The sequence below is a fragment of the Hydrophilobacter chitinilyticus genome (genome assembly GCF_049860745.1).
Taxonomy (GTDB): Bacteria; Pseudomonadota; Gammaproteobacteria; order Burkholderiales; family Burkholderiaceae_C; genus Rhodoferax_B.
Map to the genome: position 1 here is coordinate 470,261 of NZ_CP187561.1, position 26,982 is coordinate 497,242.

25 protein-coding genes and 1 pseudogene are annotated in these 26,982 nt (G+C 59.1%); 18 read left to right on the forward strand and 8 right to left on the reverse strand.

What is annotated here, in order from left to right; translation table 11 throughout:
• The first annotated feature begins 49 nt into the window (after nt 1-49).
• The 5 genes from ACPWMG_RS02310 to ACPWMG_RS02330 all read left to right on the forward strand — a co-directional run bounded on the left by ACPWMG_RS02310 (nt 50) and on the right by ACPWMG_RS02330 (nt 8,978).
• Nucleotides 50-235 (forward strand): PEP-CTERM sorting domain-containing protein, encoded by a 186-nt coding sequence (locus tag ACPWMG_RS02310; protein WP_483303055.1) that lies wholly within the window; start codon nt 50-52, stop codon nt 233-235.
• A 152-nt stretch (nt 236-387) separates the two neighbouring features.
• Nucleotides 388-3,819, forward strand: a complete 3,432-nt coding sequence (locus ACPWMG_RS02315; RefSeq protein ID WP_483303056.1) for an SdrD B-like domain-containing protein — start codon at nt 388-390, stop codon at nt 3,817-3,819.
• 215 nt (nt 3,820-4,034) lie between these two features.
• Nucleotides 4,035-6,263 carry a type I secretion system permease/ATPase gene (locus tag ACPWMG_RS02320; RefSeq protein WP_483303057.1) on the forward strand — a complete coding sequence of 743 codons (2,229 nt, stop codon included), beginning with the start codon at nt 4,035-4,037 and terminating at the stop codon, nt 6,261-6,263.
• Nucleotides 6,260-7,570: an HlyD family type I secretion periplasmic adaptor subunit gene (locus ACPWMG_RS02325; RefSeq protein WP_483303058.1), complete on the forward strand. Its 1,311-nt coding sequence runs from the start codon at nt 6,260-6,262 to the stop codon at nt 7,568-7,570. Before ACPWMG_RS02320 ends, ACPWMG_RS02325 begins: the two co-directional genes overlap by 4 nt.
• A gap of 16 nt (nt 7,571-7,586) precedes the next feature.
• Nucleotides 7,587-8,978: a TolC family protein gene (locus ACPWMG_RS02330; RefSeq protein WP_483303059.1), complete on the forward strand. Its 1,392-nt coding sequence runs from the start codon at nt 7,587-7,589 to the stop codon at nt 8,976-8,978.
• Nucleotides 8,979-9,080: 102 nt separating this feature from the next.
• On the opposite strand, the gene lipA is transcribed toward ACPWMG_RS02330, so the two are convergent.
• From lipA to ACPWMG_RS02360, 6 genes are read right to left on the reverse strand one after another with little or no spacing between them, the layout of a single operon-like run.
• Nucleotides 9,081-10,061, reverse strand: coding sequence for a lipoyl synthase (lipA, locus tag ACPWMG_RS02335; protein WP_483303060.1), 981 nt, complete (start codon nt 10,059-10,061; stop codon nt 9,081-9,083).
• Between the two features lie 6 nt (nt 10,062-10,067).
• Nucleotides 10,068-10,754, reverse strand: coding sequence for a lipoyl(octanoyl) transferase LipB (lipB, locus tag ACPWMG_RS02340; protein WP_483305162.1), 687 nt, complete (start codon nt 10,752-10,754; stop codon nt 10,068-10,070).
• Nucleotides 10,755-10,765: 11 nt separating this feature from the next.
• Nucleotides 10,766-11,077, reverse strand: coding sequence for a YbeD family protein (locus tag ACPWMG_RS02345; RefSeq protein ID WP_483303061.1), 312 nt, complete (start codon nt 11,075-11,077; stop codon nt 10,766-10,768).
• Nucleotides 11,078-11,090: 13 nt separating this feature from the next.
• Nucleotides 11,091-12,002 (reverse strand): aminotransferase class IV, encoded by a 912-nt coding sequence (locus ACPWMG_RS02350; RefSeq protein ID WP_483303062.1) that lies wholly within the window; start codon nt 12,000-12,002, stop codon nt 11,091-11,093.
• A 36-nt stretch (nt 12,003-12,038) separates the two neighbouring features.
• Nucleotides 12,039-13,172, reverse strand: a complete 1,134-nt coding sequence (locus tag ACPWMG_RS02355; RefSeq protein ID WP_483303063.1) for an MBL fold metallo-hydrolase — start codon at nt 13,170-13,172, stop codon at nt 12,039-12,041.
• Between the two features lie 3 nt (nt 13,173-13,175).
• Nucleotides 13,176-13,568 carry a CopD family protein gene (locus tag ACPWMG_RS02360; RefSeq protein WP_483303064.1) on the reverse strand — a complete coding sequence of 131 codons (393 nt, stop codon included), beginning with the start codon at nt 13,566-13,568 and terminating at the stop codon, nt 13,176-13,178.
• Between the two features lie 226 nt (nt 13,569-13,794).
• On the opposite strand from ACPWMG_RS02360, the gene ACPWMG_RS02365 reads away from it, so the two are divergent.
• The 9 genes from ACPWMG_RS02365 (at nt 13,795) to ACPWMG_RS02405 (ending at nt 20,989) form a co-directional block, all read left to right on the forward strand.
• Nucleotides 13,795-14,262, forward strand: a complete 468-nt coding sequence (locus tag ACPWMG_RS02365; RefSeq protein WP_483303065.1) for an ATP synthase subunit I — start codon at nt 13,795-13,797, stop codon at nt 14,260-14,262.
• A 17-nt stretch (nt 14,263-14,279) separates the two neighbouring features.
• On the forward strand, nt 14,280-15,179 hold the full coding sequence (gene atpB / locus ACPWMG_RS02370) for a F0F1 ATP synthase subunit A (protein ID WP_483303066.1): 900 nt from the start codon (nt 14,280-14,282) through the stop codon (nt 15,177-15,179).
• A 52-nt stretch (nt 15,180-15,231) separates the two neighbouring features.
• Nucleotides 15,232-15,477: a F0F1 ATP synthase subunit C gene (gene atpE, locus ACPWMG_RS02375; RefSeq protein WP_076196444.1), complete on the forward strand. Its 246-nt coding sequence runs from the start codon at nt 15,232-15,234 to the stop codon at nt 15,475-15,477.
• Between the two features lie 37 nt (nt 15,478-15,514).
• Nucleotides 15,515-15,985 (forward strand): F0F1 ATP synthase subunit B, encoded by a 471-nt coding sequence (locus tag ACPWMG_RS02380; RefSeq protein WP_483303067.1) that lies wholly within the window; start codon nt 15,515-15,517, stop codon nt 15,983-15,985.
• Nucleotides 15,986-16,002: 17 nt separating this feature from the next.
• Nucleotides 16,003-16,533 (forward strand): F0F1 ATP synthase subunit delta, encoded by a 531-nt coding sequence (locus ACPWMG_RS02385; RefSeq protein WP_483303068.1) that lies wholly within the window; start codon nt 16,003-16,005, stop codon nt 16,531-16,533.
• A gap of 74 nt (nt 16,534-16,607) precedes the next feature.
• Nucleotides 16,608-18,161 (forward strand): F0F1 ATP synthase subunit alpha, encoded by a 1,554-nt coding sequence (gene atpA, locus ACPWMG_RS02390; protein WP_483303069.1) that lies wholly within the window; start codon nt 16,608-16,610, stop codon nt 18,159-18,161.
• Nucleotides 18,162-18,188: 27 nt separating this feature from the next.
• The gene (gene atpG, locus ACPWMG_RS02395; RefSeq protein ID WP_483303070.1) at nt 18,189-19,073 is read left to right on the forward strand and encodes a F0F1 ATP synthase subunit gamma; all 885 of its coding nucleotides are present in this window, start codon (nt 18,189-18,191) and stop codon (nt 19,071-19,073) included.
• A 57-nt stretch (nt 19,074-19,130) separates the two neighbouring features.
• A complete protein-coding gene (gene atpD, locus ACPWMG_RS02400; protein ID WP_483303071.1) occupies nt 19,131-20,558 on the forward strand; it encodes a F0F1 ATP synthase subunit beta in 1,428 nt (475 codons plus the stop codon).
• 5 nt (nt 20,559-20,563) lie between these two features.
• The gene (locus ACPWMG_RS02405) at nt 20,564-20,989 is read left to right on the forward strand and encodes a F0F1 ATP synthase subunit epsilon (protein ID WP_483303072.1); all 426 of its coding nucleotides are present in this window, start codon (nt 20,564-20,566) and stop codon (nt 20,987-20,989) included.
• Between the two features lie 93 nt (nt 20,990-21,082).
• Here the strand turns inward: ACPWMG_RS02405 and ACPWMG_RS02410 are convergent.
• Nucleotides 21,083-22,033: pseudogene (locus tag ACPWMG_RS02410) on the reverse strand (helix-turn-helix domain-containing protein).
• A gap of 129 nt (nt 22,034-22,162) precedes the next feature.
• Between ACPWMG_RS02410 and ACPWMG_RS02415 the strand changes: the two are divergent.
• Nucleotides 22,163-22,699 carry a cysteine hydrolase family protein gene (locus ACPWMG_RS02415; protein ID WP_483303073.1) on the forward strand — a complete coding sequence of 179 codons (537 nt, stop codon included), beginning with the start codon at nt 22,163-22,165 and terminating at the stop codon, nt 22,697-22,699.
• Between the two features lie 67 nt (nt 22,700-22,766).
• Nucleotides 22,767-23,789: a Gfo/Idh/MocA family protein gene (locus ACPWMG_RS02420; RefSeq protein ID WP_483303074.1), complete on the forward strand. Its 1,023-nt coding sequence runs from the start codon at nt 22,767-22,769 to the stop codon at nt 23,787-23,789.
• Between the two features lie 7 nt (nt 23,790-23,796).
• Here the strand turns inward: ACPWMG_RS02420 and ACPWMG_RS02425 are convergent, their stop codons facing one another.
• The gene (locus ACPWMG_RS02425; protein WP_483303075.1) at nt 23,797-24,648 is read right to left on the reverse strand and encodes an amidohydrolase family protein; all 852 of its coding nucleotides are present in this window, start codon (nt 24,646-24,648) and stop codon (nt 23,797-23,799) included.
• Between the two features lie 498 nt (nt 24,649-25,146).
• Here ACPWMG_RS02425 and ACPWMG_RS02430 point away from each other — a divergent pair, with 498 nt between their 5' ends.
• Both ACPWMG_RS02430 and ACPWMG_RS02435 read left to right on the forward strand, forming a co-directional pair.
• Entirely contained in the window at nt 25,147-25,683 is a 537-nt protein-coding gene (locus tag ACPWMG_RS02430) for a TRAP transporter small permease (RefSeq protein ID WP_483303076.1), read from the forward strand.
• 7 nt (nt 25,684-25,690) lie between these two features.
• A complete protein-coding gene (locus ACPWMG_RS02435) occupies nt 25,691-26,971 on the forward strand; it encodes a TRAP transporter large permease subunit (protein WP_483303077.1) in 1,281 nt (426 codons plus the stop codon).
• Nucleotides 26,972-26,982 lie beyond the last annotated feature (11 nt).

Genomic DNA, 26,982 nt, shown 5'->3' on the forward strand with positions numbered 1-26,982 from the left:
ATATAGTGCGTGGCATCATCCAGATTGCTAACTAACTAAGGATCAATGTATGCAAACTTTCAAAAAACTGTCTTTCGGTGCACTGGTACTTTTGGGCTCGATGGGTATGGCCATTGCCGCACCTTGCGGTGGCACCACGGGTAACGCATGCACGGTGCCTGAGCCAAGTTCGTTGCCTCTGTTGGGCCTGGGCTTGGTGGGTGCCATTGTGGTGGCGCGATTCTTCAAGAAGTAATTTCTTCTTGTTTGTCGCCTGTCTGTGAATGGCGCCTCTTCTGGTCTGCGCGTGACGCGTTGCATCGGAAGAGGCGTTCTGCTGTGGCGGTGTCTCGCAACAGCTCAAGAGACACGGCTCCATCTCATCTTCCCATCTTCTAGGAAAACCGCATGACTACCGCATCTTTCAACTTCACAGTTTCCTATCCTGGTGACCTGTTAGAACACAGCCTGCTGGATCTGACCGTCACCAACAGCAGTATTTTTCCTCCCGGCACCGTTCTGGACGCCTGGTGTTTAGATAAATCGATCAACTTGGATGTCACCGGTGCCTATACCGGCTATGTCTACTCGGCTTACGAGCCCCCCTCGATCAGCAGCATTCTGCCCAGCATCGCTGGTTATGTAGACCATCTGGACAGCGTCAACTGGTTGCTGAATTACTACGACGGTAGCAATCCCCAATACACCTGGGGTGAAGTCCAAGCCGCCATCTGGACGCTGATGGGCCAGGACTATCACAGCGAACTTTCGTACACCCAGACCGACGGCCCCACGATCGACGCAGACGTCAACAGCTTGGTGTCGCAAGCCTTGGCGCATGACGGCTATCGCCCGGATCTCGGTGAGTCGATTGCCATGATTGTCGACCCCGTGGGCGCCAACGGCAGCCACGGCCAACCCCTGTTGGTGGAAGTCAAAGCCGCTGCATTGGGGGATCGTGTGTGGCTCGATGCGGATGCCGATGGTTTGCAAGACAATGGCGAACAAGGCATTGCCGGTGCTACAGTGGAACTGGTGCGCGATGTCAATGGCGACGGCGTGATCAGTGCGAATGAAGTTCTCGCGGCCACGACCACAGATGCCAACGGTAACTACCGCTTCACCGGCCTGATGCCTGGTCTGCAATACCAGGTGCGCTTTACCTCGCCCACCGGTTTTGATGGCATCAGCCCGCGTCAGGTTGATGGCTCCAGCACCTCCGGCACCAATAGTGACGGTACTTTGTCCGATGTCGTCGTGCTCAAAGCCGGTGAATACAATCAGACGGTGGACTCCGGTTTCTACAAAACCGCCAGCATTGGCGATCGGGTGTGGAACGACACCGATGGTGATGGCGTGCAAGACAACGGTGAAACCGGCCGACCCAATGTGAAGGTTGAGTTGTACAACTGTGTGACCAATGCCTTGGTGGCTACCACCACGACCGATACCAACGGCAACTACCTGTTCGGCAATCTGGTGCCTGGCACCTACCACGTCAAGTTCTACGCGCCCGAAGGTACGCAGTTCACCACCGTCAACGTGGGGGACGATGCCCTGGACTCCGATGCCAATAGCGCTGGCATCACCGGCTGCTACACCGTCAACTCCGGTGACAAGATCACCACCGTTGACGCTGGCTTGGTGAATACTCCACCAGTCAATACCGCCAGCTTGGGTGACCGCGTGTGGCTCGACACCAATGGCAACGGCCAACAAGATGCAGGCGAAGTCGGCGTAGGCAACATCACCGTCAAGCTGCTCAATGCCGCTGGTGCTGTGATCGCCACGCAAACGACCGATGCCAGCGGCAACTACTTGTTCAACAACTTGGCTGCGGGTCAGTACGCGGTGGAGTTCACCAAGCCGACGGGCTATAACCTCACCACGCAGGACGTCGGTGCAGATGGAGCGGACAGTGACGCAAACGTCTCCACCGGGCGCACAGGTCTGTACACGTTGACCGCTGGTGAACACAATCTGACGGTGGATGCGGGCTTGGTGGTGCAGCCACCTGTTGCGACCGCATCGCTGGGTAACCAGGTTTGGTATGACCTCAACTCCAACGGAATTCAGGATTCCGGCAGTGATTTGGTTGCCGCAGGCGTGACTGTGAATTTGTATGACGCTGCTGGTAAAGTCATTGCCACACAGATAACCGACGCCATGGGGCAGTACCTTTTCACGAACTTGGTGGCCGGTCAGTACTCGGTTGGGTTTGTGAAACCCACGGGCTACAGCTTCACCAAAGCTGATGCCGGATCGTCAGATGCACTCGATAGCGATGCGAACATCCTGACTGGCCGCACCGGGGTCTACACCTTGGCGACAGGTGAACAGAACCTGACGGTGGATGCCGGCTTGGTGCGCACCACCGTTGCGGACAAAGTGCAGGTGTGTGAAGACCGCTCGGTGAGCTTCAATGTGCTCACCAACGATGCGTCGGGCTTGAAGTTGGTAGGCGTGGCGCATGAAAACGCCACACTCGATGCCACCTTCAAGAGCAAGGCGGGGGCTATTTCGTTTACAGCCGATGGCCAGGTCACCTACAAGACCATGACCAACTACTACGGCAACGACAAGCTCGTCTACACCGTGGAAGACGCTGCAGGTAATCGCTCGACGCAAACGGTCGACGTCGGTATCAAGGCTGTGTCGGACATGCCGGTGTCGACCATCATGGGTGAGTACTATCGTTACCACTGGGACAATAACGGCGGCAACCGTCCGGATCAAGTGATCAATGGCGTCAATACTTGGGTGCACAGCTATTCGTTGAGCGAATTCGGTACCTTCAACGATGCCAACGACCAACTGCAGCAGTTCGGCACCTACAACGTCGGGGTCGCCAATGATGTCGATACGCTGAAGGCGATTCGTGTCTACGGCATCTCGGTGAACGGCGACAGCGCCTGGTTGGCTTACAACGGTATCAAGCTGGACTTCAGCGCCGGCCAGGCCTATGACGTGAGCGTGGCCGATATCAACGCGGGCAAGCTGCAGATCTTCGGCACCAAGACCTTCACCGACTATCCGTTGAACTTTGCCTATGTCGATACCGGCACGGTCGCCAACGATGCCTGCTACAACGGCACCGTGGTGTCGCTGCGCTCGTCGGTCGCCATCTGGACACCGGTGGCCCTGGACTTGAACGGTGACGGCCATATCGGCGTGACCGGTGCCACGTCGTCGTACCAAAAGGACGCAAACGCCAAGCTGGGCCACACTGTGCAGTTCGACATGAACGGCGACGGCCACAAAGAAACCATGGAGTGGTTCAATGGTTCGGGCGACGGCATTCTGATCGACAACCGCGATGGCAACGCCGCGCATGACATGAGCGGCCTGCGGCTGTTCGGTGACCACGCGGGCGCTTTTGGCAACGGCTACTACAAGCTGGAAACTTTTGACACCAATGGCGACGGCAAGCTGTCGGGCAAGGAACTGAGCGGCATTGAACTGTGGATCGACAACGGCGATGCCGTGGTGCAGGACGGCGAAATCCAAACGCTAGCCCAACACGGCATTGACGCCATTGGCACCGAGCTGTCGATGACGTTCGACGCCGAAGGCAAGCTGCACATCCAGTCCACTGCCACACGCACGGACGGCAGCTCGCTGTTGAGCGAAGACGTGTTCTTTGCCGGTGTGGGCTCCACCACACCGACGCTGGCCGATGTGCTGGGCGACGATGCCGCGCTGGACCACGTCCTGGGTGCGGCGGCTCCGGCCACCACCGATGTCTTGGCCCAGTGCTTCTCGCCCGACAACACCGCCATGGCCGAAGTGTTGCGCAAGATGGTGGCCGCACATGCTTCTGCGGAGATGGCTGCCGCTTGATCTTTGTTGGATCAAAAAATGCTCGCCCACATCAACGTTGATGTGGGGTGAGCAACTGAGCAGGATTTGGAGTTACCAAAGCCTGCATCTCTTTGACATCGAGCGCACATAGCACTAGCCTGTTGCGCTCGATGTTTCTTTATTTTTGCGGAAATCCAGACGTCAAATCATGTTTGCGCGTGGTGGTCGAGTCCGCACACAGTGAAGTTTCACACATGCAAGACATGACGCAAAACGATGCCTCTGCACCTCCACTGGGGGCGGCGCCAATCGAGACCGGCGAAGGCCCAGACCCCGAACGTTCCCTCCATGATGGCATCGTCTTTCTCGCACGATTTTTTGGTGTTGCGGTACATATGGAGCCTTTACGCGATGGTGTGGCTTCTCTGTCCAGCAGCCAGGGCGAGACCATCAGTCTGGATGCGTTGTCCTCTTTGTTGCGCCATGCTCAGTTGACGGCGACGTCCTTGGACCCTGCGCAGGACAGGCGTCTCACCGAGTTGCCCGCTTTGATGCTCGGCAAAGGAGGACGGTGCATGGTCGTGCTCTCCATGCGAGAGGGCGAGTTTGAATGTCATGTGCCTGGTATTGTCGGCACCAGTTGGATGACTGGCGCACAACTGGCGCTGGAGGTGCCGCAAGCGCGCTGGGTGGCGGTGCGGCCGCAACTGCATTTTGACCAACGTAGCTTGCTCTATACATTGCCCCAAGTGGGGCGCTGGTTCTGGGACACATTCGAGCGGAACCGATGGGTTTTTTTCTGGGCGTTGCTCGGAACCGTTGTGCTGAATGTCTTTGGTGCCTTGATTCCGTTCTACAGCATGGCGGTGTATGACCGCGTCATTCCTCACAATGCCTTAAACAGCCTCGGTGTGCTGACTTCCGCCGTGGTGTTGCTGACAGGCTTTGACCTCGTCATGCGTCTGTTGCGTAGCAACCTGTTGGAGATAGCGGCACGGCGTATAGATGTTGCTTTGTCGGCGAAGATTTTTGCGCAGTGTTTGCGCATGCGTGCAGTAGGGCGGCCTGCCTCTGGGGGCGTCTTGGCCAATACCGTGCGCGACTTTGAATCCATCCGTGAATTTTTTGCGACCAGCACTTTGACACTTTTGGGTGATTTGCCATTCATGGCCTTGTATCTGATCGTCATCTTCCTGATCGCTCCCTGGCTGGCTCTGGTTTCTTTGGCTTTTGTTCCCCTGTTGCTAGGCGTTGCCTTTCTGGCGCGTAAACCACTCGCACGCTGTGTGAACGAGTCCATGCAGGAAAGCTCGCAACGAACGGCGCATCTTTTTGAAACTATGAATGGGCTCGACACCGTCAAAGCTCTGGGTGCGGAGGCTTGGAGCCGTCGCAAGTGGGAGGCTTTGACGCAGGTCATCGCCAGCAACAGCCTGAAGACGCGCGAAATCACTGCGCGTATGAACTATGTGAATACCGCGTTGATGGGGCTCTCTTCCGTGGCGGTGGTCGCCATCGGGGCCTACATGATCAGCGAGAACGCGCTGACGGTGGGGCAGATCATTGCGGTCAGTATGTTGACCAGCCGAGCATTGGCTCCGGTATCGCAAATTTCAGGTCTTGTTCTGCGCTGGGAACAAACCAAGCTGAGCTATGCCGCACTGAGCAAAATTATGTCGGCGCCGACGGACGAGAGCGAGTCCACATTGCAGGCCCCGGCGCTCACCGGCAAAGTTGAATTTCGTGATTTGAGTTTTGCTTATCCCCAGCAACCACCCATCATCGAAGGCTTGAATCTGCAGATTCGGCCTGGAGAGCGGGTCGGCATTATCGGCAAATTGGGCTCTGGAAAAAGCACCCTGCTCAAGTTGATCTTGAACCAATATGCTCCAAGTGCAGGCTCAGTATTTGTGGATGGTTTTGTCAATACCCAGTTGGATCCGCTGTCGTTGCGTAGGCAAATTGGTTATGTGCCACAAGACGTCACGTTATTCCATGGCAGCGTACGCGAGAACCTTGAGCTGGGTCGTGTGCAGCCCGATGGTTCGGCGCTCATTGATGCCATCCGCACGGCGTGTTTGGACGACGTCGTTGCCCAGTTGCCGCAAGGCGTGGCCACACAGGTGGGGGAGCGTGGTGAGCGCTTGTCCGGTGGGCAACGCCAATTGGTCGCGATTGCGCGAGCGCTGTTGATCAAACCGCGGTTGTTGCTGCTGGACGAGCCTAGCTCAATGGTCGACCCAGCAACTGAACAGCGACTGATCGGCCAGTTACGAGGGCTCACCAACACGTCAATCGTTTTGGTCACCCACCGGATGGCCATGCTGGCGCTGGTGGATCGCTTGGTTGTGATGGACCGAGGGCGCATCGTCGCCCAGGGGCCACGTGATGAAGTCCTTAAGGCACTTGCCGCGCGCCCGGTCGAGAGCGATAAAACACCAGCCGCGAACGCTTCTATGACCGGATTGGCGGTGCGCGCATGAGTACTCCAGAAAACATTCGCACATTGGCTCACCACGACCCAGACCATGGCCCGCGCCGTACTGTGTTGTGGATGGTGATGGTGAGCGCGCTGTTCGTGGTCGTTGCCTTGGTGTGGGCCACTGTCGCGCAGCTTGATGTAGCCGTGCAGGCGCCTGGCGCTGTGGAAGCGCCAAGCCGTATCCAGGAAATCCAAAGTCTTGAAGGCGGCATCGTTGAAGAGTTGCAAGTGACTGTCGGCCAGAAGGTGCATAAAGGCGAATTGCTGCTGAAGCTCGACACAGCGCAATACGCGTCTAGCGTGGGTGAGAGCCGGCAGCAGAACCTAGCAGCTCTGGTGGGGCGAGCCCGTACTGATGCATTGCTCTCAGGCGGTGCGCCAAAGTTTGACCCCGCTTGGCAACGTGAAGCACCCGCATTGATCGACAAGGAAACCCAGCTATGGCGCGACTCGCTGCGCGACTTTCAAGCCAGTGTTGCAGCCGCAGCCGAAGTCACGCGGCAGCGCAGTGGCCAACTGCAAGAAGCGCGCTCCCGGATCCAGTCGCTGCAATCGGAAATCAAACTTGGAGAGGAGAGTTTTGCGATTGAAGAACGGCTCTTCAAGCAAGGTGCCGGGGCGCGTGCAGACTATCTGACCGCCCAACAGAAGCTGTTGGCACAACGGTCCGAATTGACAGGTTTGCAGGAGTCATTGCCACGTCTGCAGGCGGCACTGGCAGAGTCAAAGGCAACAGAAGCGCAGGGCGCTTCGCGGGCGCGTGCCCAATGGGGTGCACAGCGTTCAGAGTTTGAAACCAAGGCTGCGAGCCTGTCGCAAACTTTGCAAGGGCAGGGCGACAAACTGGCGCGTCGCGAACTGTTCTCGCCGGTCGATGGTGTGGTGAACCGGGTCTTGGTCAATACCAAAGGTGGTGTTGCACAGCCGGGCAAGGCCATCTTGGAAATTGTGCCGAATGAGACACCATTGCTGATGACCGTGCGTGTGAAACCCAGCGATATTGGCTTTCTCCATCCGGACCAAGAGGCAAGAGTCCGTGTCTTGCCTTATGACGCTTCGACTTTCGGGCAGATGACGGCCAAAGTGACGCGCGTGGGGGCTGATGCCGTCGTGGATGAAAAGGGCAATGCATATTTTGAAGTGCAACTGATGGCCGAGCGTGGCCAGTTGAAGCTGCATGGGAAACCGCTGCCGGTAAGCTCAGGTATGCCGGTGGAGGTCAGCATTCTGACGGGTGAGCGCAGCGTGATGCAGTACTTGCTCAAACCGGTGTTGCGTGGCGTGCAAAGCGCGTTGCAGGAGCGTTGAGATGGCGCCCAAAGGAATGAACGCAAACAAATACTGGCCACGTGCGCGCGTCGGCTTGACGCTACTGTCTGCAGCCCTGTTGGGGCTGTATGGCAGTGCAGTGGCTGCGCAGACACTACCTGCTGGTACAGCCAAGCTGGACGCTAAAACCGTGGGCGGTTATGAAAGCAGTACGCCCGAGAGTCTTTCTGATCTCCTCAGCCGTGTGCTGCCCAAAGACCCACAAGTGCGGTCGTCACAGGCACTGGCGGATGCAGCGGAACAGCGTTTCAAAACCGCGCGATCTCGCTTGTATGGCCCCGTGTTGAGCGTTGAAGGCAACCACGGTGAGGCTACGGTGTCGCAGTTTTTTGTGCCCTACAAACAAAAGACCGACCAGTCGGCTGCAACCTTGAACTGGAACCTGCTCAACGGCGGGGCCGACAAGGCCGAATATGACGCTTCTGAACGGGAGCTTGCCGCCGCTCGGGAAGACTTGCGGCGTGCACGCGAAGAAGGGGCTGAGCGCATTGCGCAAACGTACATCGAGGCGTTACGTTATCAGGAGCTTTCGCGCTTTTCTGACATGCGTATTCGGGCCTTGCAAGAGTTGGTGGATAAAGCCCGGTTGCAGCACGAATCGGGCAAGCTTTCAGAAGCCGATTTTGTTGAGATTAGCGCGAACATGGCCGATGCCGAAATTGACCAAGATCAGTTGCGTGTAGCCGGGACAAGCGCCATGTCGCGCTTGCGTGCCTTGGTGGGGGGTGAGTTGCGCCCGCTGGTGGAGGTCGCAGATGAGGCGTTGACCGTTCTTTTGCCCGCACCACTCGCGCCAGGCGCCGTCGCGCAGCTTGATGGAGCTTCGGACGGTCCCGGAATTGTGGCCGCAGCGCGGCGTCGGGCCGAGGCAGCCAAGGCGCGTGTGCCGGGTGCTTGGTCTTCCTGGGCGCCGAAGATCGATTTTCAATACCAGCATCAACTCTACGACCAATCGCGCCCGCAAACCACACAGCAGCAAAAAAGCGGTTGGCAGGTGACGGCGCGCTGGGACTTGCCCTTGGGGGGCGAGATTTCATCGCGTCGCCAAGAGGCGATCAGCCGAGCCCAAGCGGCTTTGGACGAAGTCGATCGGATTCAGTTGACGGTGGATGCCGAGCGGGTGTCGTTGCCCGAACGCGTGCAACTGAGCGACCGTGCGTTGAGCCAGTTGCGTTTGCAGCAGGCCCGTTACGACACCTTGGTGCAGACCAGCACCTTGCAGTACGACGCGGGGCGTCGAACCCTATTGCAATTGGCGCAGATTGTCGGAACGCGCTTTATCGTGCACCAGCGCACGGCAGAGCAGTTGATGCAGAAGCGCAGCGCGCAGACGCGGATGTTGGCTTTGCAAGGCGAGCTGTTGCCAAGACTGGGCTTGAGCAACTAAGACGCAAGAAGTTTCAGCGCCTCAAGAAAAAATAGCGGCTACCGCAGAATCAACCTGCGGTAGCCGCTCTTTTATTTTTAGCCGACGTTGGTCGACTGGTGATCAGACCCCAGCCGCGTGGGCTTGTTGATCAGCGTGGTAGCTGGAGCGCACCATGGCGCCCACAGCGGCGTGGCTGAAGCCCATTTTGTAGGCTTCTTCTTCAAACATCTTGAAGGTGTCGGGGTGCACATAGCGGCGCACCGGTAGGTGGCTGTTGCTTGGCGACAGGTACTGGCCGATGGTCAGCATGTCGATGTTGTGTTCGCGCATGTCGCGCATCACTTGCAGAATCTCTTCGTCGGTTTCGCCCAGGCCGACCATGATGCCGCTCTTGGTGGGCACGTTGGGGTGCAGGGCTTTGAACTTCTTCAGCAGGTTCAAGCTGAACTGGTAGTCGCTGCCGGGGCGGGCTTCTTTGTAGAGGCGCGGCGCGGTTTCCAGGTTGTGGTTCATCACGTCTGGCGGGGCGGCCTTCAAGATTTCGAGGGCGCGGTCGTCGCGGCCACGGAAGTCGGGCACCAAAATTTCGATTTGCGTTTGTGGCGACAGTTCGCGGATGTTCTGGATGCACGACACAAAGTGGCCGCTGCCACCGTCGCGCAAGTCGTCACGGTCCACGCTGGTGATCACCACGTACTTGAGCTTGAGCTTGGCAATGGTCTTGGCCAGGTTCAGCGGCTCGTCGGCGTCCAACGGGTCTGGGCGGCCGTGGCCCACATCGCAGAAAGGGCAGCGGCGGGTGCACTTGTCGCCCATGATCATGAACGTGGCCGTGCCCTTGCCAAAACATTCGCCGATGTTGGGGCAACTGGCTTCTTCACACACGGTGTGCAGGTTGCTCTCGCGCAGGATCTGCTTGATCTCGTAGAAACGCGTGGTGGGGCTACCGGCTTTGACGCGGATCCAGTCGGGCTTCTTCAGCACTTCGGCTTGAACCACTTTGACGGGAATGCGCGCCAGTTTGGCCCCGGCCTTTTGTTTGGCCAGGGGGTTGTAATTTTCAACGGATTGCGCGTCGCGCACGACTTCTACAGTGCTCATGTTCTTTCACGGCGCGAGCTGGGTCGCCAGCTTGTGGGCCAGCAGGTTCGCGACTTCGTCCCAAGTGGTTTGAATGCCGATTGTAGAAAGGTCTACGGTCTTCAGTCCTGCATAACCGCAAGGGTTGATGCGGGAGTAGGGTTCCAGGTCCATGGCGACGTTCAAGGCCAGGCCGTGGTAGGTGCAGTGGCGACTGACCTTGATGCCCAGCGCGGCGATCTTGCCCAGGCCGATAAACGGGTCCACACCGGGCAGGGCGGGTGCCAGGCGCTGATGGGCAAACGGGTCGTCCAGCCGCACGTAAATGCCGGGTGCGCCGCCCACACGGTGGCCGGTCACGCCCAAGTGCGCCAAGGTGCGGATCACCGCTTCTTCGATGCGGTAAACGTATTCTTTGACGAAGTAGCCGGCGCGCTTCAGGTCGATCAGCGGGTAGGCCACCACCTGGCCTGGGCCGTGGTACGTGACCTGGCCGCCGCGGTTGGTGGAGACGACGGGGATGTCGCCGGGCAGCAGCAAGTGCTCTTGTTTACCGGCGAGGCCTTGGGTGAAAACCGGTGCGTGCTCGCAAATCCATAGCTGGTCAGGCTCATCAGACGAGCGCTGGGCTGTGAAATCTTGCATCGCTTGGTAGGTGGGCAGGTAGTCCACCCGGCCCAAGACCCGCACTTGAAGCGGCGCGGTGGCCGCCATCGTGGCAGCCGTCACAGCACCATCTTTACCATGGGGTGGGTGCTGAGGGTGCGGTACAGCTCGTCAAGCTGCTCGCGCGATGTGGCGGTGACGGTGACCGTCACGCCCAGGTAGTTGCCGCCCTTGCTTTCGCGCAGCTCCACCGTGCTGGCGTCGTACGTGGGGTCGAACTGTTTGGCGATGGTGGTGATGGCGTTCACAAAACCATCCACATGAGCGCCCATCACCTTGATGGGGAACAGCGACGGGTATTCGATCAGCGATTCTTTGCGTGGATCGAGCGGAGCGTCAGCAGGGCTCTTTGGGGTATCGGGTGTAGACATGGCAGGCTCCTGGTTAGGCTGTCGGCGTGCGCTCAATCGCATCTTGGTAAGCCGCGTACAAGCTTTGGTAGATAGGGCCGGGTTGGCCGTTTCCAACGGCGAGGCCGTCCAGTGTGGTGACGGCAATCACTTCTTTACCTGCGCTGGAGAGCAGGATCTCATCGGCCGAGCGCAGCTCTTCGCTAGCGATGCGGCGCAGGCTGAACGGAATGCCGTGGGCCTTGCAAAGCTCTTCAATCAAACCGAAGCGAATGCCTTCCAGCACCAGGTTGTCTTTGGGCACACCGATGACGGCGCCGTCTTTCACCAGCCACACGTTGCTGTGCGAGGCTTCGCTCAAGAAGCCGTTGCGGAACATGATGGTCTCGGCCGCGCCCACGTCAAAGCTGATTTGCCGCGCAATCACCGCGCCCAGCAGGCTGGTGGCCTTGATGTGCGCCTTTTCCCAGCGGAAGTCGTCCGCCGTGACAGCGGCCACGCCCGCGGCGCGCTGCTCAGCGCTGGCGGGCTTGACGGTGGTGGCCATCACAAACACCGTGGGCGTGAGGCCAGCGGGCATGGGGTGGTCGCGTAGGGCCACGCCACGGCTGATCTGGATGTAGACCGACTGCAGGTGTGTAGTCGGGTCGGCACCCACGTGTTGGGTGTGCGCCTTGAGCACGTTGCGGATGATCTTCGTCCACTCTTCGCGGGTGTGCGGGTTGACAATGCGTAGTTCGGCCAAGCTGCGCTCCAGGCGCGCCATGTGCTGGTCGAAACGGAACAGGCGGCCACCGGCGTAGACCGGCACCACTTCGTAGATGCCGTCACCAAAAATGAAACCACGGTCCATGACGCTGATCTTGGCGTCGCACAGCGGGGTATAGGCGCCGTTGAGGTAGCAGGGAAAGTCGGGCAGAACGGTGGGCTGAGAGGAAGAAGTCATGCGGCAATTATCGGACGGTTGTTTTGTTTTTGGGTTTCACGGCTGCGGTTTCACGAAGCGCGTTTCACCGATGGCGAGCAAGAAGAACTTGTCATCGGCGACGCCTTGCGCTGCGCGGGCCTTGGCCAAGTCGCGTGGAGGCTGGTCGAGTGGCTCGTCGGTCAAATTGAAGGTGCCCCAGTGCACGCCGACACTTTGCTTGGCGCCCAGATCGCGCTGCACTTGCAGGGCTTGGGTCGGGTTCATGTGTTGGGGCTGCATAAACCACTCGGGTTCGTAGGCGCCCACGGGAATCAGCGCCAGGTCAAACCCGCCTCGCGTGGCCAGGCGGGGTGCGAGCCGGGTGGCGGTGTCTTTGAAGTCCGCGCTGTAACCCGAGTCGCCACCAAAATACCAGTTGAATGCTGGCCCCATCACGGCCCAGCCGCCCCACAGGGTTTTGTGCCGGTCGTTGACGCCGCGTGCCGACCAGTGCTGCACCGGCGTGAGCATGAAATCAACGCCCGCCACGGCGTGCGACTGCCACCAGTCCAGCTCCACCACGTTCTGAATGCCTTCGTCGGCAAACCAGGCTTTCAAGCCCAATGGAACGAGGAAAAGCGTTTTGCCAGCGGAACAGGTGTTCAGCGCCTGCACGCTGGCCACATCCAGGTGGTCGTAGTGGTTGTGCGAGATCACCACAACGTCGATGGGCGGTAAGTCGGCCAGGGCAATGCCTGGTGCTTGGTTCCGCTTGGGGCCGATCCACTGCACGGGTGAGGCGCGTTCGCTAAAGATTGGGTCGGTCAACACATTCAGGCCGTTGGCCTGCACCAGCATGCTGGCGTGGCCAATCCAGGTGATTGCGGGCCGCATGGCGCTGCCGGCTGTGGCGTTGGCGCTGATGGCGGGCAGGTCGGGCGCGACGACCGGAATCGGCGTGCTCGGTGGCGGTGGCAGGTTGTTGCGCCAGGCGTTCCATTGCCAACGCAGCAAGTCAGACAGCGGGCCGGGAAGGGTGTCGACGTAGTTGTTGTGGAACTTGCCGTCTTGGAAGTGGGCTGTGGCGCTGCCGCTGGACTGGGCCGCACCGGATTGAGGCGGTTGCGGCGCACAACCTGTCAAAGACAGGAAAACCGCGCAAAACGCCCAAACGAAACTCAGCCGCAAGGGCTTGCATTGCGTGCGCATGGCCTACGCGCGCAACAGCAAAACGGCCAGCACAGCGGCCCAGCCCAGGCCCAGATTCGCCAGCACCCACGGGTGCATGCGGGCCAACTGCCGACCGCCTGCAGCCCAGTCGCTACCCGCGACGGCTCGACGCAGCTTTTGATAAGGGCCAAAAAACAAATGCGCAAAAATCAGCGTCATCATTACGCCCAGAGCGGCCATCGCGTGCCAGCCAGGGGGCGCGGCGGCCATGCCGACCTGGGCCAATGTGACAAAGCCCGTCAGCAGTAGCGCGGCGATGCACGCCCAGACGATGGGGAAAAATTTATTTAAGACAGCGGCCATGAGGGGCAGTCGCTCTGGCGGCGCCAGCAACCGCCCTGCAGCGGGGCGCAGCATGTAGACCAGAAAGGACATGCCGCCGAGCCAAACAATGGCTGCAACTATGTGAAACAACTTAAGCCAAGGTGTCATGAAAAGCCCGATATAGAGACCGGAATTGTTTCCAGCAGGTAAAGTGCGGCCAGCGCGTGCGGGACACGCTTGCGCCAGAGCATTATGGATGCTCTGGGTTTCTACGTATAATCAAGAGCTTTGCTGAATTGTCGAGGGTGTAGCCCGGTTGTAATTTGACGGGGACACAATGGCCTACCAAGCTGAAGATAGCGCTGAAGAAAACGATTTCAAGCCCCTAACCGCCGAAGAAGCGCGGCAGTGGAGGGTGAAGAATCCGCCGCTGTCACTTTGGTGGGTTTGGCGATGGCAACTGGTAGTGGGAGGGCTGGTGGCTTTGGCTGCAGGCCTGGTGTCCGGGCAGGCCTCTATGGCCTTGTCGGCAGGATACGGAGCGCTGGCGGTGGTGATTCCTGGAGCCGTTTACGCTCGTGGGCTCTCCAGTCGGATGATGCGCCTCTTTCCCGGTGCTGCCATGTTGGGGTTTTTTGTTTGGGAGTTGGTCAAGATCATCTTGACGGTGGCCATTTTGTTTGCGGCACCGCGGATGGTTCAGGGCTTGAGCTGGCTGATATTGCTGCTCGGCTTTGTGTTGACCATGAAAGTTTATTGGGTGATGTTGGTGGTGCACTCGCGCCGCCAGCATTCGGTTAAGTAAATAAGGTACTGGTAGATATGGCGACTGAACACGTTGGTACGGCAGGTCCAAACGCAGGCGACTACATTGTTCACCACTTGCAGCATTTGCAACGAGACTTCTCGTTCGGATCTGTCAAGCAAACCAGCATTGTGGATTTCAGCCTCTTTAACCTGGACTCGCTGATCTATTCCGTGATTTTGGGTGTGGTGGGTTGCTTCTTGCTCTGGCGCGCTGCGCGCAAGGCCACCTCTGGCGTTCCTGGCCGCTTCCAGGCTGCTGTTGAAATCATGGCTGAAATGGTGGAGAACCAGGCCAAGGGCGTGATCCATAACGCCACCAGCCGCAAGCTGGTGTCGCCGCTGGCGCTCACCGTGTTCTTCTGGATTTTTGCAATGAACGCCATGGACATGTTGCCCGTGGACTTGTTGCCAAATCTGTGGCAACTGGCCTACGGCGCAGCCGGTAACGACCCTCATCACGCTTATATGCGTGTGGTGCCTACCGCCGACTTGTCGACGACTCTTGGTTTGTCGGTCAGCGTTTTGTTTGTTTGCTTGGTTTACAACGTCAAGATCAAGGGCGTTGGCGGCTGGGCGCATGAGATGGTGGCTGCACCGTTTGGTGACCACTGGTTCCTGTATCCGATCAACTTCCTGATGCAAGTGATCGAATACCTGGCCAAAACAATTTCCCACGGCATGCGACTCTTCGGCAACATGTTTGCCGGCGAACTGGTGTTCATGCTGATCGCCCTGATGGGCGGCGTGTGGGCCTGGCAGTTCAACCCCCTTGAAGGTGGTTTCTGGCTGGGTGTCGGGCACGTTATCGCTGGATCCGTGTGGAGTATCTTCCACATTCTGGTGATCACCTTGCAAGCCTTCATCTTCATGATGTTGACATTGATCTACGTGGGGCAGGCTCACGAGTCTCACTAAGTTTCGTTTCTCTTTTTTCTTTTTTCTTTACCTGTAATCTCTAGGAGCAATCATGGAAAACATTCTCGGTCTCGTCGCTCTGGCTTGTGGTTTGATCGTCGGTCTGGGCGCAATGGGCGCATCTATCGGCATCGCTTTGATGGGCGGCAAGTTCCTGGAATCGTCGGCTCGTCAACCTGAGTTGATGAACGAACTGCAAACCAAGATGTTCATCTTGGCTGGTCTGATCGACGCGGCCTTCCTGATCGGCGTGGCTATCGCTCTGCTGTTCGCTTTTGCCAAGCCTTTCGCAATCTAATTTCTGGCGACCTTTCACGACCGAAAGGAAATAAGCCGTGAACATTAATTCGACCCTGTTCCTGCAAGCCGTCGTTTTTGCGATTTTGGTTTGGTTCACGATGAAATTCGTGTGGCCACCCATCACCAAAGCACTCGACGAGCGGGCACAGAAGATCTCTGATGGCCTGGCGGCCGCAGACAAAGCTAAGACTGAGTTGGCCGTGGCCAACAAGCGCGTAGAAGCCGAGCTGTCCAGCTCGCGCAACGAAACCGCTGCCCGTCTGGCTGATGCTGAGCGCCGTGCCCAAGCCATCATTGAAGAAGCTAAAACCCGCGCAAGCGAAGAGGCTGCCAAGATCGTTGCTGCTGCGCAAGCAGAAGCCGCGCAGCAGGTTGTCAAGGCCCGTGAAGCACTGCGTGAGCAGGTGGCAACGTTGGCCGTGAAGGGTGCCGAGCAGATTCTCCGCAAGGAAGTCAACGCTGGTGTCCACGCCGATTTGCTGAACCGTCTCAAAACCGAACTCTAGGCTGTAAGAACACGACCATGGCTGAAATAGCAACCATTGCCCGTCCGTATGCTGATGCCTTGTTCAAGGCGTCGGCCAACGATGTCGCCGGTGCTGCGGCATGGCTCGATGAGCTGGCTGCGATCGCGGCCAATGCACAACTTCAGCAGTTTGCTGGCAACCCCAATGTTGGTGTTGATCAGGTGTTTGATGTGATCGCGGGAGTAGCCAAATCGGCGCTCCCCGACGCAGCTAAAAACTTCTTGCGCACCGTGCTCGAAAACGGTCGCCTGGAAGCGCTGCCTGAGATCGCCAACCAGTTCCGTGTGCTGAAAAACGCACAGGGCGGGTTGTCTGATGCCACCGTATTCAGTGCGTTCCCGATGGACGCTTCTGCGCTGGCCGATGTGTCCTCAATGCTCGAAAAGCGTTTTGGCCGCAAGCTGAATTTTGTCATTGAAGTACAGCCAGAGCTGATCGGTGGCATTCGCGTTGTGGTGGGTGACGAGGTACTTGATACCTCGATCAAAGCCCGCTTGGAACAAATGAAATTGGCATTGACCGCTTAAGGTTGGGCCTGTGTCTTCAGCCTGAGCCCATGGCTCTGGTTGTTTGCTAACCAAAGAAAGAGAAGGAAAGAGTCATGCAACTCAATCCCGCAGAAATTTCTGAGCTGATCAAGAGCCGTATTGAGGGCTTGGCAGCCAGCGCCGACATTCGCAACCAAGGTACCGTGGTCTCCGTGACCGACGGTATCGTGCGCATCCACGGTTTGTCCGACGTGATGCAAGGCGAAATGCTTGAATTCCCATCCACCGCCGATGGCACGCCAACGTTTGGCCTGGCATTGAATCTCGAGCGCGACTCCGTCGGCGCCGTGATTTTGGGCGAGTACGAACACATCTCCGAAGGCGACACCGTGAAGTGCACGGGCCGCATTCTGGAAGTGCCGGTCGGCCCTGAGCTGATTGGCCGCGTGGTGAACGCCTTGGGTCAGCCGATCGACGGCAAGGGCCCGATCAACGCCAAGATGACCGACGTGATTGAAAAGGTTGCGCCTGGCGTGATCGCACGTAAGTCTGTTGATCAACCGATGCAAACCGGCCTGAAGTCGATTGACTCCATGGTGCCCGTGGGCCGTGGTCAGCGCGAACTGATCATTGGTGACCGTCAGACCGGCAAGACCGCTGTGGCCATCGACGCGATCATCAACCAAAAGGGTCAGAACATGACCTGCGTTTACGTCGCGATTGGCCAAAAGGCCTCGTCGATCAAGAACGTAGTGCGTGCTCTGGAACAAGCTGGCGCGATGGAATACACCATCGTGGTGGCCGCTTCGGCATCCGAATCCGCTGCTATGCAATACGTGTCGGCTTACTCTGGCTGCACGATGGGCGAATACTTCCGCGACCGCGGCGAAGACGCCCTGATCGTGTATGACGATCTGTCCAAGCAAGCTGTGGCTTACCGCCAAGTGTCGTTGCTGCTGCGCCGTCCACCAGGCCGCGAAGCCTACCCTGGCGACGTGTTCTATCTGCACAGCCGTCTGCTGGAGCGTGCCGCTCGTGTGAACGCCGACTACGTCGAAGCTTTCACCAAGGGCGCCGTCAAGGGCAAGACCGGTTCGTTGACTGCATTGCCGATCATCGAAACGCAAGCTGGCGACGTGTCCGCATTCGTGCCAACCAACGTGATCTCGATCACCGACGGCCAGATCTTCCTGGAAACCAGCCTGTTCAACGCCGGTATCCGTCCTGCGATCAACGCCGGTATCTCGGTGTCTCGCGTGGGTAGCTCGGCACAAACGAAGATCATCAAGGGCCAGTCCGGCGGTATCCGTACCGACTTGGCGCAGTACCGTGAATTGGCGGCTTTCGCCCAGTTCGCTTCTGACCTCGACGAATCGACCCGCAAGCAACTTGACCGCGGCGCACGTGTGACCGAACTGTTGAAGCAAGCGCAATACAGCCCACTGTCCATCAGCTTGATGGGCGCCACGCTGTTTGCCGTCAACAAGGGTTTCATGGACGACGTCGATGTCAAGAAGATCTTGGCATTCGAACACGGCCTGCACGGTTACCTGAAGGACAAGCACGCTGCGCTGCTGTCCAAGCTGGAAACCACCAAGGCTTTGGACAAGGACGCTGAGGCTGAATTGACTGCCGCTGTGGGCGCGTTCAAAAAGACCTTTGCTTAATTTCTACCTGATCACAAGGAGCCACTGATGGCATCAGGCAAGGAACTACGCACCAAGATCAAATCGGTGGAAAACACCAAGAAGATCACCAAGGCGATGGAGATGATTTCCGTATCCAAGATGCGTAAGGCACAGGAGCGCATGCGCGCGGCCCGTCCTTACAGCGAAAAGGTACGCAACATCGCCAGTCACCTTGGCCAAGCGAACCCTGAGTACGTGCACACCTACATGAAACCCAACGACGGCAAAGCCGTGGGTTACATCGTGGTAACCACCGACAAGGGCTTGTGCGGTGGGTTGAACACGAACTTGTTGCGTGCATTGACTACCCAGTTGCGCGACAACCAAGCGGCTGGCAAGTCGGCACAGGCTGTGGCCATCGGCGGCAAAGGGCTCGGTTTCCTGAACCGTATCGGCGCCAAAGTGGTGTCGCACGTCACGCATCTCGGCGACAAGCCCCACCTGGACAAGCTGATTGGCCCGGTGAAGGTGTTGCTTGATGCATTCGCCGCAGGTGAAGTCAGCGCTGTGTACGTCTGCTACAACAAGTTTGTCAGCACGATGAGCCAGACCCCCGTCGTCGAGCAACTGCTGCCCCTGTCTGCTGCCCAAATGGACGCAGACACCAAGGCCAGCGGTACGCAACACGCCTGGGACTACATCTATGAGCCAGACGCGCAGACCGTGATTGACGACTTGCTGGTTCGCTACGTGGAAGCGCTGGTGTACCAAGCAGTTGCTGAAAACATGGCTTCCGAGCATGCCGCCCGTATGGTGGCGATGAAGGCCGCAACGGACAACGCCGGCAACGTGATTGGTGAATTGAAGCTGGTTTACAACAAAACCCGCCAAGCAGCGATCACCAAAGAGTTGTCGGAAATCGTTTCCGGTGCAGCGGCCATCAGCGGCTAAGCCCCGCGACTTCGCACATCGGCACAGCAAGATTCAAATTTATTGGAGCAAAAGATAATGGCTCAAGAAAATACCCAAGGGAACGCAGGCGTTCAGGGCAAGATTGTTCAGTGTATTGGCGCCGTGGTGGACGTGGAGTTTCCACGTGACCGCATGCCTCGCGTGTACGACGCACTCAAGATGGACGGCTCCTCGCTGACCCTGGAAGTGCAACAACAGTTGGGCGACGGCGTGGTGCGTACCATTGCGCTGGGCTCTTCCGACGGTCTGCGCCGTGGCCTGATGGTGTCCAACACCGGTTTGCCTATCACCGTGCCAGTCGGCAAGGCAACGCTCGGCCGCATCATGGACGTGCTGGGTTCGCCTATCGACGAACGCGGCCCTGTCGGTCAAGAACTGACCGCTTCCATTCACCGTAAGGCTCCTGCTTACGACGAACTCAGCCCATCGCAAGAACTGCTGGAAACCGGCATCAAGGTGATTGACTTGGTTTGCCCGTTCGCCAAGGGCGGTAAGGTTGGCCTGTTCGGCGGCGCCGGCGTGGGCAAGACCGTGAACATGATGGAGCTCATCAACAACATCGCCAAGGCACACAGCGGCTTGTCCGTGTTTGCTGGCGTGGGTGAGCGTACCCGTGAAGGGAACGACTTCTATCACGAAATGGCTGACTCCGGCGTGGTGAACCTCGAGAACCTCGAAGACTCGAAGGTGGCAATGGTTTACGGCCAGATGAACGAGCCTCCAGGCAACCGTCTGCGCGTCGCGCTGACCGGCCTGACCATTGCCGAGTCGTTCCGCGACGAAGGCAAGGACGTGCTGTTCTTCGTGGACAACATCTACCGCTACACGCTGGCCGGTACCGAAGTGTCTGCTCTGCTGGGCCGTATGCCTTCCGCCGTGGGCTACCAGCCTACGCTGGCCGAAGAAATGGGCCGTCTGCAAGAGCGTATTACGTCGACCAAGGTTGGCTCCATCACGTCGATCCAGGCCGTTTACGTGCCAGCGGATGACTTGACCGATCCATCGCCTGCGACGACCTTCGCTCACTTGGACTCCACCGTGGTGTTGAGCCGTGACATCGCCTCGCTGGGTATCTACCCTGCGGTCGATCCACTCGACTCCACCAGCCGCCAGCTGGATCCGCTGGTGGTGGGCCAAGACCACTACGAAACCGCCCGCGCCGTGCAAGGCACGCTGCAACGTTACCGTGAACTGCGCGACATCATCGCGATCATGGGCATGGACGACCTGGCGCCTGAAGACAAGCTGGCTGTGGCCCGCGCTCGGAAGATCCAACGTTTCCTGAGCCAACCTTTCCACGTGGCTGAAGTGTTTACCGGCAGCCCTGGCAAGTACGTGCCTTTGGCCGAAACCATCCGTGGTTTCAAGATGATTGTGTCCGGCGAGTGTGACCACCTGCCAGAACAAGCCTTCTACATGGTTGGCGGCATCGACGAAGCCTTCGAGAAGGCCAAGAAGGTCTAAACCCCATGGACACCACACACACCATGCACGTTGATGTGGTCAGTGCCGAGGCGTCCATCTTCTCGGGCGAAGCCAAGTTTGTGGCTTTGCCAGGTGAAGCTGGTGAACTGGGCATTTACCCCCGTCACACGCCGCTGATCACGCGCATCAAACCCGGTTCGGTGCGCATCGAGCTGGCCGACGGCAAGGAAGAGTTCGTCTTTGTGGCGGGTGGCATTCTGGAAGTTCAGCCCACAGGCGTCACCGTTCTGTCTGACACCGCCATCCGCGGCAAAGACCTGGACGATGAAAAGGCCAACGCCGCCAAGCTCGCCGCTGAGGAAGCGGTGAAAAACGCCAAGAGCGATTTGGACTTGTCCAAGGCGCAATCTGAGCTGGCCGTGATGGCTGCTCAACTGGCCGCGCTGCGCAAGTTCCGCCAAAAGAAGTAAGCACTGAACTCACCGTTCATGCTTCAAAAATAGCCACCTTCGGGTGGCTTTTTTTTTGCCCGTACGTTCTGGCTCAGCCGTGTTCAGGCGTACTCAGTGGCCGCGAAATGTTTGCCGCCAAGCGCTGGGCGACACCCCAAACGCGCGCTGAAAGTGCAGACGAAAAGATGCGGTGGAACCGAACCCTGCCGTCTGCGCAATACGCTCGATCGCGTCATCGCTACGCTCTAGCAACTGCTGCTACAACGCCAGGCGCTCGGTTTGCAGCCAGGCACCAAAGGGCATGCCGGTGAGCTGCTTGAACTGCCGCGTCAACGTGCGCCGGCTCATGGCCGCTTGTGCACCCAAAGCCTCCAGGCTGTGTGCTTGATCGAGTGACGCGCGGATCTGGTCGAGCAGGGAGCAGAGGTGGGAGTTACGGTTGGTCTTGGGCACGGGCTGTTCGATGAACTGCCGTTGCCCGCCTTGCCGATGCGGCGGCACCACCAACCGGCGCGCCACCTTGTTGGCCACCTCACTGCCATAACGCCCGCGCAGCAGATGCAGACAGCAGTCGATGCCCGCTGCAGTGCCGGCCGAGGTGAGCAGCTTGCCATCCTCCACATAGAGCACATCCGGATCCAACTGCACGCTGGGGTAGCGCCGCGCAAAGTCTTCCGCGTAGGCCCAATGGGTGGTGGCTTGTCGCCCCGCCAACAACCCGGCCTCTGCCAGCACGTAAGCGCCTACACACAGCCCCACCACCCAGGCACCGCGTTGATGTGCTGCGACCAAGGCTGCCAGCAGCGCTGCGGCCGGTTTCTCGGCCGGGTCACGCCAACTTGGCACGATGACGATGTCCGCTTGGGCCAGCTTTGCCAAGCCATGGTGGGTTTGAATATCGAACCCGGCAGAAGTGCGCAAAGGGCCTTGTTCTGCCGCGCAAACGACCAACTCAAATGCGGGCACACCGGGATGTGCGTCGCCAAACACCACACAGGGCACGGCGAGATGAAATGGGCTGATCTGATCGAACGCTACAACAGCAACAACGGGCGGAGCCATGCGCAGCAATCCTTTTGATAGTCTTCTATAGGTTGGCCCAATCCTAGTGCTGATTGTCCTTTTGGCCACTGGTGGCGGGGACTGGCAACGAGAAAAATCGAGCCATCTCAACGCACAAACTCGCTCACCATGACCACCACCACAAAAACATCCAAAGCCCTGATCGTCATCGACATCCAAAACGACTACTTCCCCGACGGCAAGTTTCCGCTTTGGAACGCTGACGAGACCCTGGCCAACACCGAAGCTGCCATTGCCCGTGCGCAGCAGCAAGGCGTGCCGGTTGTGCTGGTGCAGCACATCGCTGACCCTAAAGCGGGTATTTCGCCCTTCTTCAACGCGGGCAGCGCAGGTGTTGAAATCCACCCCCGCATCAAAGCCGCCGCGCCGAAAGCACCAGTGGTGGTCAAGTCGTTTGCCGACAGTTTTCATCACACCGAGCTGGAGACCACGCTGCAGCGCTTGGGCGTGAACGAGTTGCTGGTCTGCGGCATGATGACGCAGAACTGCGTGACCCACACCGCCATCTCCAAGGCGGCAGAGAAGTACAAAATCAGCATCCTGCAGGACTGCTGCACCACCGTCAGCCAGCCGATTCATCTGATCGCGTTGAATGCGGTGTCGACACGTTTGCCGCTGGTGCGCAGTGTCGAAGCATTGGCCTGAGTGGCGCGGCAAGTGTCCCGACGCGGTACGATGAACCAAACGGTACATCATGCCGTGTGGAGACAACATGACCCAAGCCATTCGCTGGGGCGTGCTCGGCGCCGCCGCCATTGCCACGCAACGCACCATGCCCGCGCTGAACCTCGCGCCCAGCGCCACTTTGCTGGCCCTGGCCTCGCGCGATGCGGCCAAAAGCGCGGCGGCAGCGCAGGCCGCCAACGTGCCCCGCGTTTACGGCAGCTACGACGCCTTGTTGGCCGATGCCGACATCGACGCCGTCTACATTCCGCTGCCCAACCAATTGCACTTTGAGTGGGCCGTGCGCGCGTTGGAGGCCGGCAAACACGTGTTGTGTGAAAAGCCGCTGTGCATCACTACCGCGCAGGTGTGCGAGTTGTGCCAGGTGCGTGACCGCACGGGCCGGCATATCGAAGAAGGCTTTGCGTTTCGCAATCACCCGCAGTGGGTTGAGTTTGATGCGCTGATGGCGGCCGACACCATTGGCCCGGTGCGCGCGGCCCACGTCACGTTGGCCAAGCAGTTTCTCGACCCCGCCGACGTGCGCAACAACCCAGCGGCTGGCGGCGGTGCCCTGTACGACTTGGGCTCCTACGCCATTAGCGCCTGCAACCTCGTCTTCAAGCGTGCGCCCAAACGTGTGGTGGCGGCGCTGGAGATCGACCCGGTGTTTGGCATCGACCGCCTCAGCAGCGCGCTGCTTGACTACGGCGACGCCCACGCCGCGTTCACGGTGGCCACGCAAGGCGGCCCGTCGGGCTGGGGAACCCACCAGCAGTTGTCGGTGCTGGGAGGCAATGGTTGGCTGCGGTTCGACTTTCCGTGTGCGCACGCACGCCCCACTGAATGCCATATCCATGTGGGCGATGCCACCAGCGTAGGCAGCTTCGCCACCGCGCAGCACACCTTTGCGCCGGTGAACCAATACGTCTTGCAGGTCGAACGCTTCTCGCGTTTGCTGTTGGGCGAAGCCGTGCCCAGTTGGCCGATTGAAGACGCGCTGGGCACGTTGCAAACCATTGAAGCGTTATTTGCCTCGGGCCGCAGCGGTGGCTGGGTGGCGTTGGGTTAACTGCGCATCAAGAAAATCCGAACAACCGTTTGGGTGTGTCCCACAAGATGGCTTGGCGCACGGCGGCGTCGGGCACCAGCTCGGCAAACTGGTCGAGCAGCGGGCCGTAGTCCACACGCGCCGGGGCGCGCAAAAAGGGCCAGTCCGAGCCCCACATCAACTGCTGCGGGCCAAAGGCTTGCAGCAGCGCCTGTGCGTAAGGCCAGGCGTCGCGGTGGGGGAAGGGTTGAGCCGAAGACTTCAGTAGGCTCGACAGCTTCACCGTGGCACGCCCCGTTTTCGACAGCTCAAGCAACGCCGCAAACCCGGCTTGCCCCACACCGGCCGCAGGGTTGGGCCGCCCGCAGTGGTCAAACACCATTTGCACACCGCTGTCGAGCAGCATGGGCTTCACGGCCAGCAGTTCGTCAAACTGCACCTGCACACAGGCCCACATGCCAAGCTCTTGCAGATGGGCCAATAGTGGCGCGGCGTCACGGTAATAGTCGGTACCCAGCAGAGCCACATTCAGCGTGACACCCACTACACCAGCGGCCTGCAAAGCTTGCAGTTCGTCGCGGCCGGTGTGGTTGGGCACCACGGCCGCGCCCTTGAAGCGGCCAGCGCCGCGCTGCAGGGCGTCAAGTAGGCAGCGGTTGTCAAAGCCGTAACCCGAGTTGGGACCGACGATCAACGCGTGTTGTACGCCATGGGCATCCATCAGCGCGCCGAGCTGGTCGGCCGTGGCCACTTCATGCCCCGTAGGTCGGTAGAACGTGTCTTCTGCGTAGGGGAAGCGCATAGGGTCGAACACGTGCACGTGGCAGTCGATCTTGGGCTGCGTACGAGGGATGGGGGTTGCGGAAAAGAGGGCTTGCATCAAACGTTGTCCTTGGGCGAATGGGCGTTGAAGGTTGGGGATGGTGGCGGTTTACCTCAGGCGTGTACATGCCGCGCAGGCCATAAGGTGTATTGCAAGTTGCAATGGTTGGCATGGTTGATGGGCAGCTGGCCGAGGTAGTTGTGGGTAGAGGAGGCACCAAAAAGTGCTGACACGCCTCAACTCGCATCCAGATGTTTCCTAGAGGTAACCCTTAAAACGTTCGTTAATCGCTCAAAAAAATGTAATTAACGAACTGGTTAGTTTTGATTCTCTTTGTTTTTGCGTCTGGCGTCGCTACAGTGCCGTCAGTTTTCAGCAGTTTGAGCGATGAACGATCACAAGCCACCCCAACAGTCTGTGGATTACAGGGGCACGGCACCGGCCCTGGCATTGGTTGCGACGTCGTTGCGCTCGGTGCCGCTGTGAAGCGCTCCACCCGTCAACATCCATAGGCTCCCACGCCCACAACAAAACAAGGAAACCAGGAGACCCTGCATGCAAAAAATTCTCAATGCCTACTGCCGCCTGCTCGGCATCATCATGGTGGCCTCTCTGGCCATCATGGTGCTGCTGGTGTTTGGCAACGTGGTGCTGCGCTACGGCTTCAACTCCGGCATCACCGTGTCGGAAGAGTTGTCGCGCTGGCTCTTCGTCTGGATCACCTTCCTGGGCGCCATCGTCGCCCTGCAAGAGGGCTCGCACCTGGGCACCGACATGCTGGTTTCGCGCCTGCCGGTGTTCGGCAAAAAGATCTGCCTGGGCCTCACGCATGTGTTGATGCTGTTTGTCTGCTGGCTGTTGTTCGACGGCTCGCTCAACCAGGTCAAGGTCAACCTGGACAGCACCAGCGCGGTGATGGAAGTGTCGATGGCGGTGTTCTACGCCGCAGGCATGGTGTGCGCTGTGTCGTCTGCGGTCATTCTGTTGAACCAGCTTTGGCGCCTGGTGACCGGCCAGCTCTCAGAGGCTGAGCTGATCGCCATCCGAGAGTCGGAAGAAGAACCGATCGACGTTCCCCAACCCCTGCGCTGAGGCTTTCATGACCATCTTTGTCTTTTTGGGTTCTCTGCTCGCAGCCATGGCCGTGGGCGTTCCGATTGCGTTTTCGTTGCTGCTGTGTGGTGTCGCGCTGATGTGGCACATGAACATGTTTGACGGCCAAATTTTGGCGCAGAACATTCTGGAAGGCGCCAACAGCTTCCCGCTGTTGGCCGTGCCGTTCTTCATGCTGGCGGGTGAGGTGATGAACACCGGCGGCCTGTCGCGCCGCATTGTGGACTTCGCGCTCGCGCTGGTCGGCCACATCCGTGGTGGCCTGGGCTACGTGACCATCGTGGCTGCGTGCATCTTGTCGGCGCTGTCGGGCTCGGCCGTGGCCGATGCGGCGGCGTTGACCGCGCTGCTGTTGCCCATGATGGTGAAGGCCGGCCACGACAAGGCGCGCAGCGGCGGCCTGATCGCTGCGTGCGGCGTCATCGGCCCGATCATTCCACCGTCGATTGGTTTTGTGATCTTCGGTGTGTCGGCCAACGTGTCGATCACCAAGCTGTTCCTTGCGGGCATCTTCCCGGGCATCTTGCTGGCCGCCGGTTTGTGGGCCACCTGGTGGTGGACCACGCGCCGTGAAAAGCTGGAGCCCCCACCCCGCAAAACCAAGGCGGAAGTGTGGGACGCTTTCCGCAAAGCCGGTTGGGCCTTGGCGCTGCCGCTGATCATCCTGGTGGGCCTGCGCATGGGGGTGTTCACGCCGACCGAAGCCGCTGTGGTGGCCGCCGTGTTCGCGCTGTTTGTGGCCTCGGTGATCTACCGTGAACTGAGCTGGAAGCAGCTCTACGAAGTGTTCCACGCTGCGGCCAAGACCACGGCTGTGGTGATGTTCCTGGTGGCTGCCGCCATGGTCTCGGCCTGGCTCATCACCGTGGCGCAACTGCCCGACCAAGTGGTGCAACTGCTGAAGCCTTTGCTCGACAGCCCGGTGCTGCTGATGGCCGCCATCATGGTGCTGGTGATGGTGGTGGGCACGGCCATGGACATGACGCCAACCATCCTGATCCTGACCCCCGTGCTGATGCCGCTGGTCAAGGCCGCTGGCATCGACCCCGTCTACTTCGGCGTGCTGTTCATCATCAACAACTCGATTGGCCTGGTGACGCCGCCAGTGGGCACGGTGCTCAACGTGGTGGCCGGGGTAGGCCGCATGAAGATGGACGACGTGACGCGTGGCGTCATGCCTTTCATGATCGTGCAGTTCATCGTGATGTTCCTGATGGTGCTGTTCCCGTCGCTGGTGATGGTGCCTGCCAAGTTGCTCTACGGTTAAACCTAAAACAA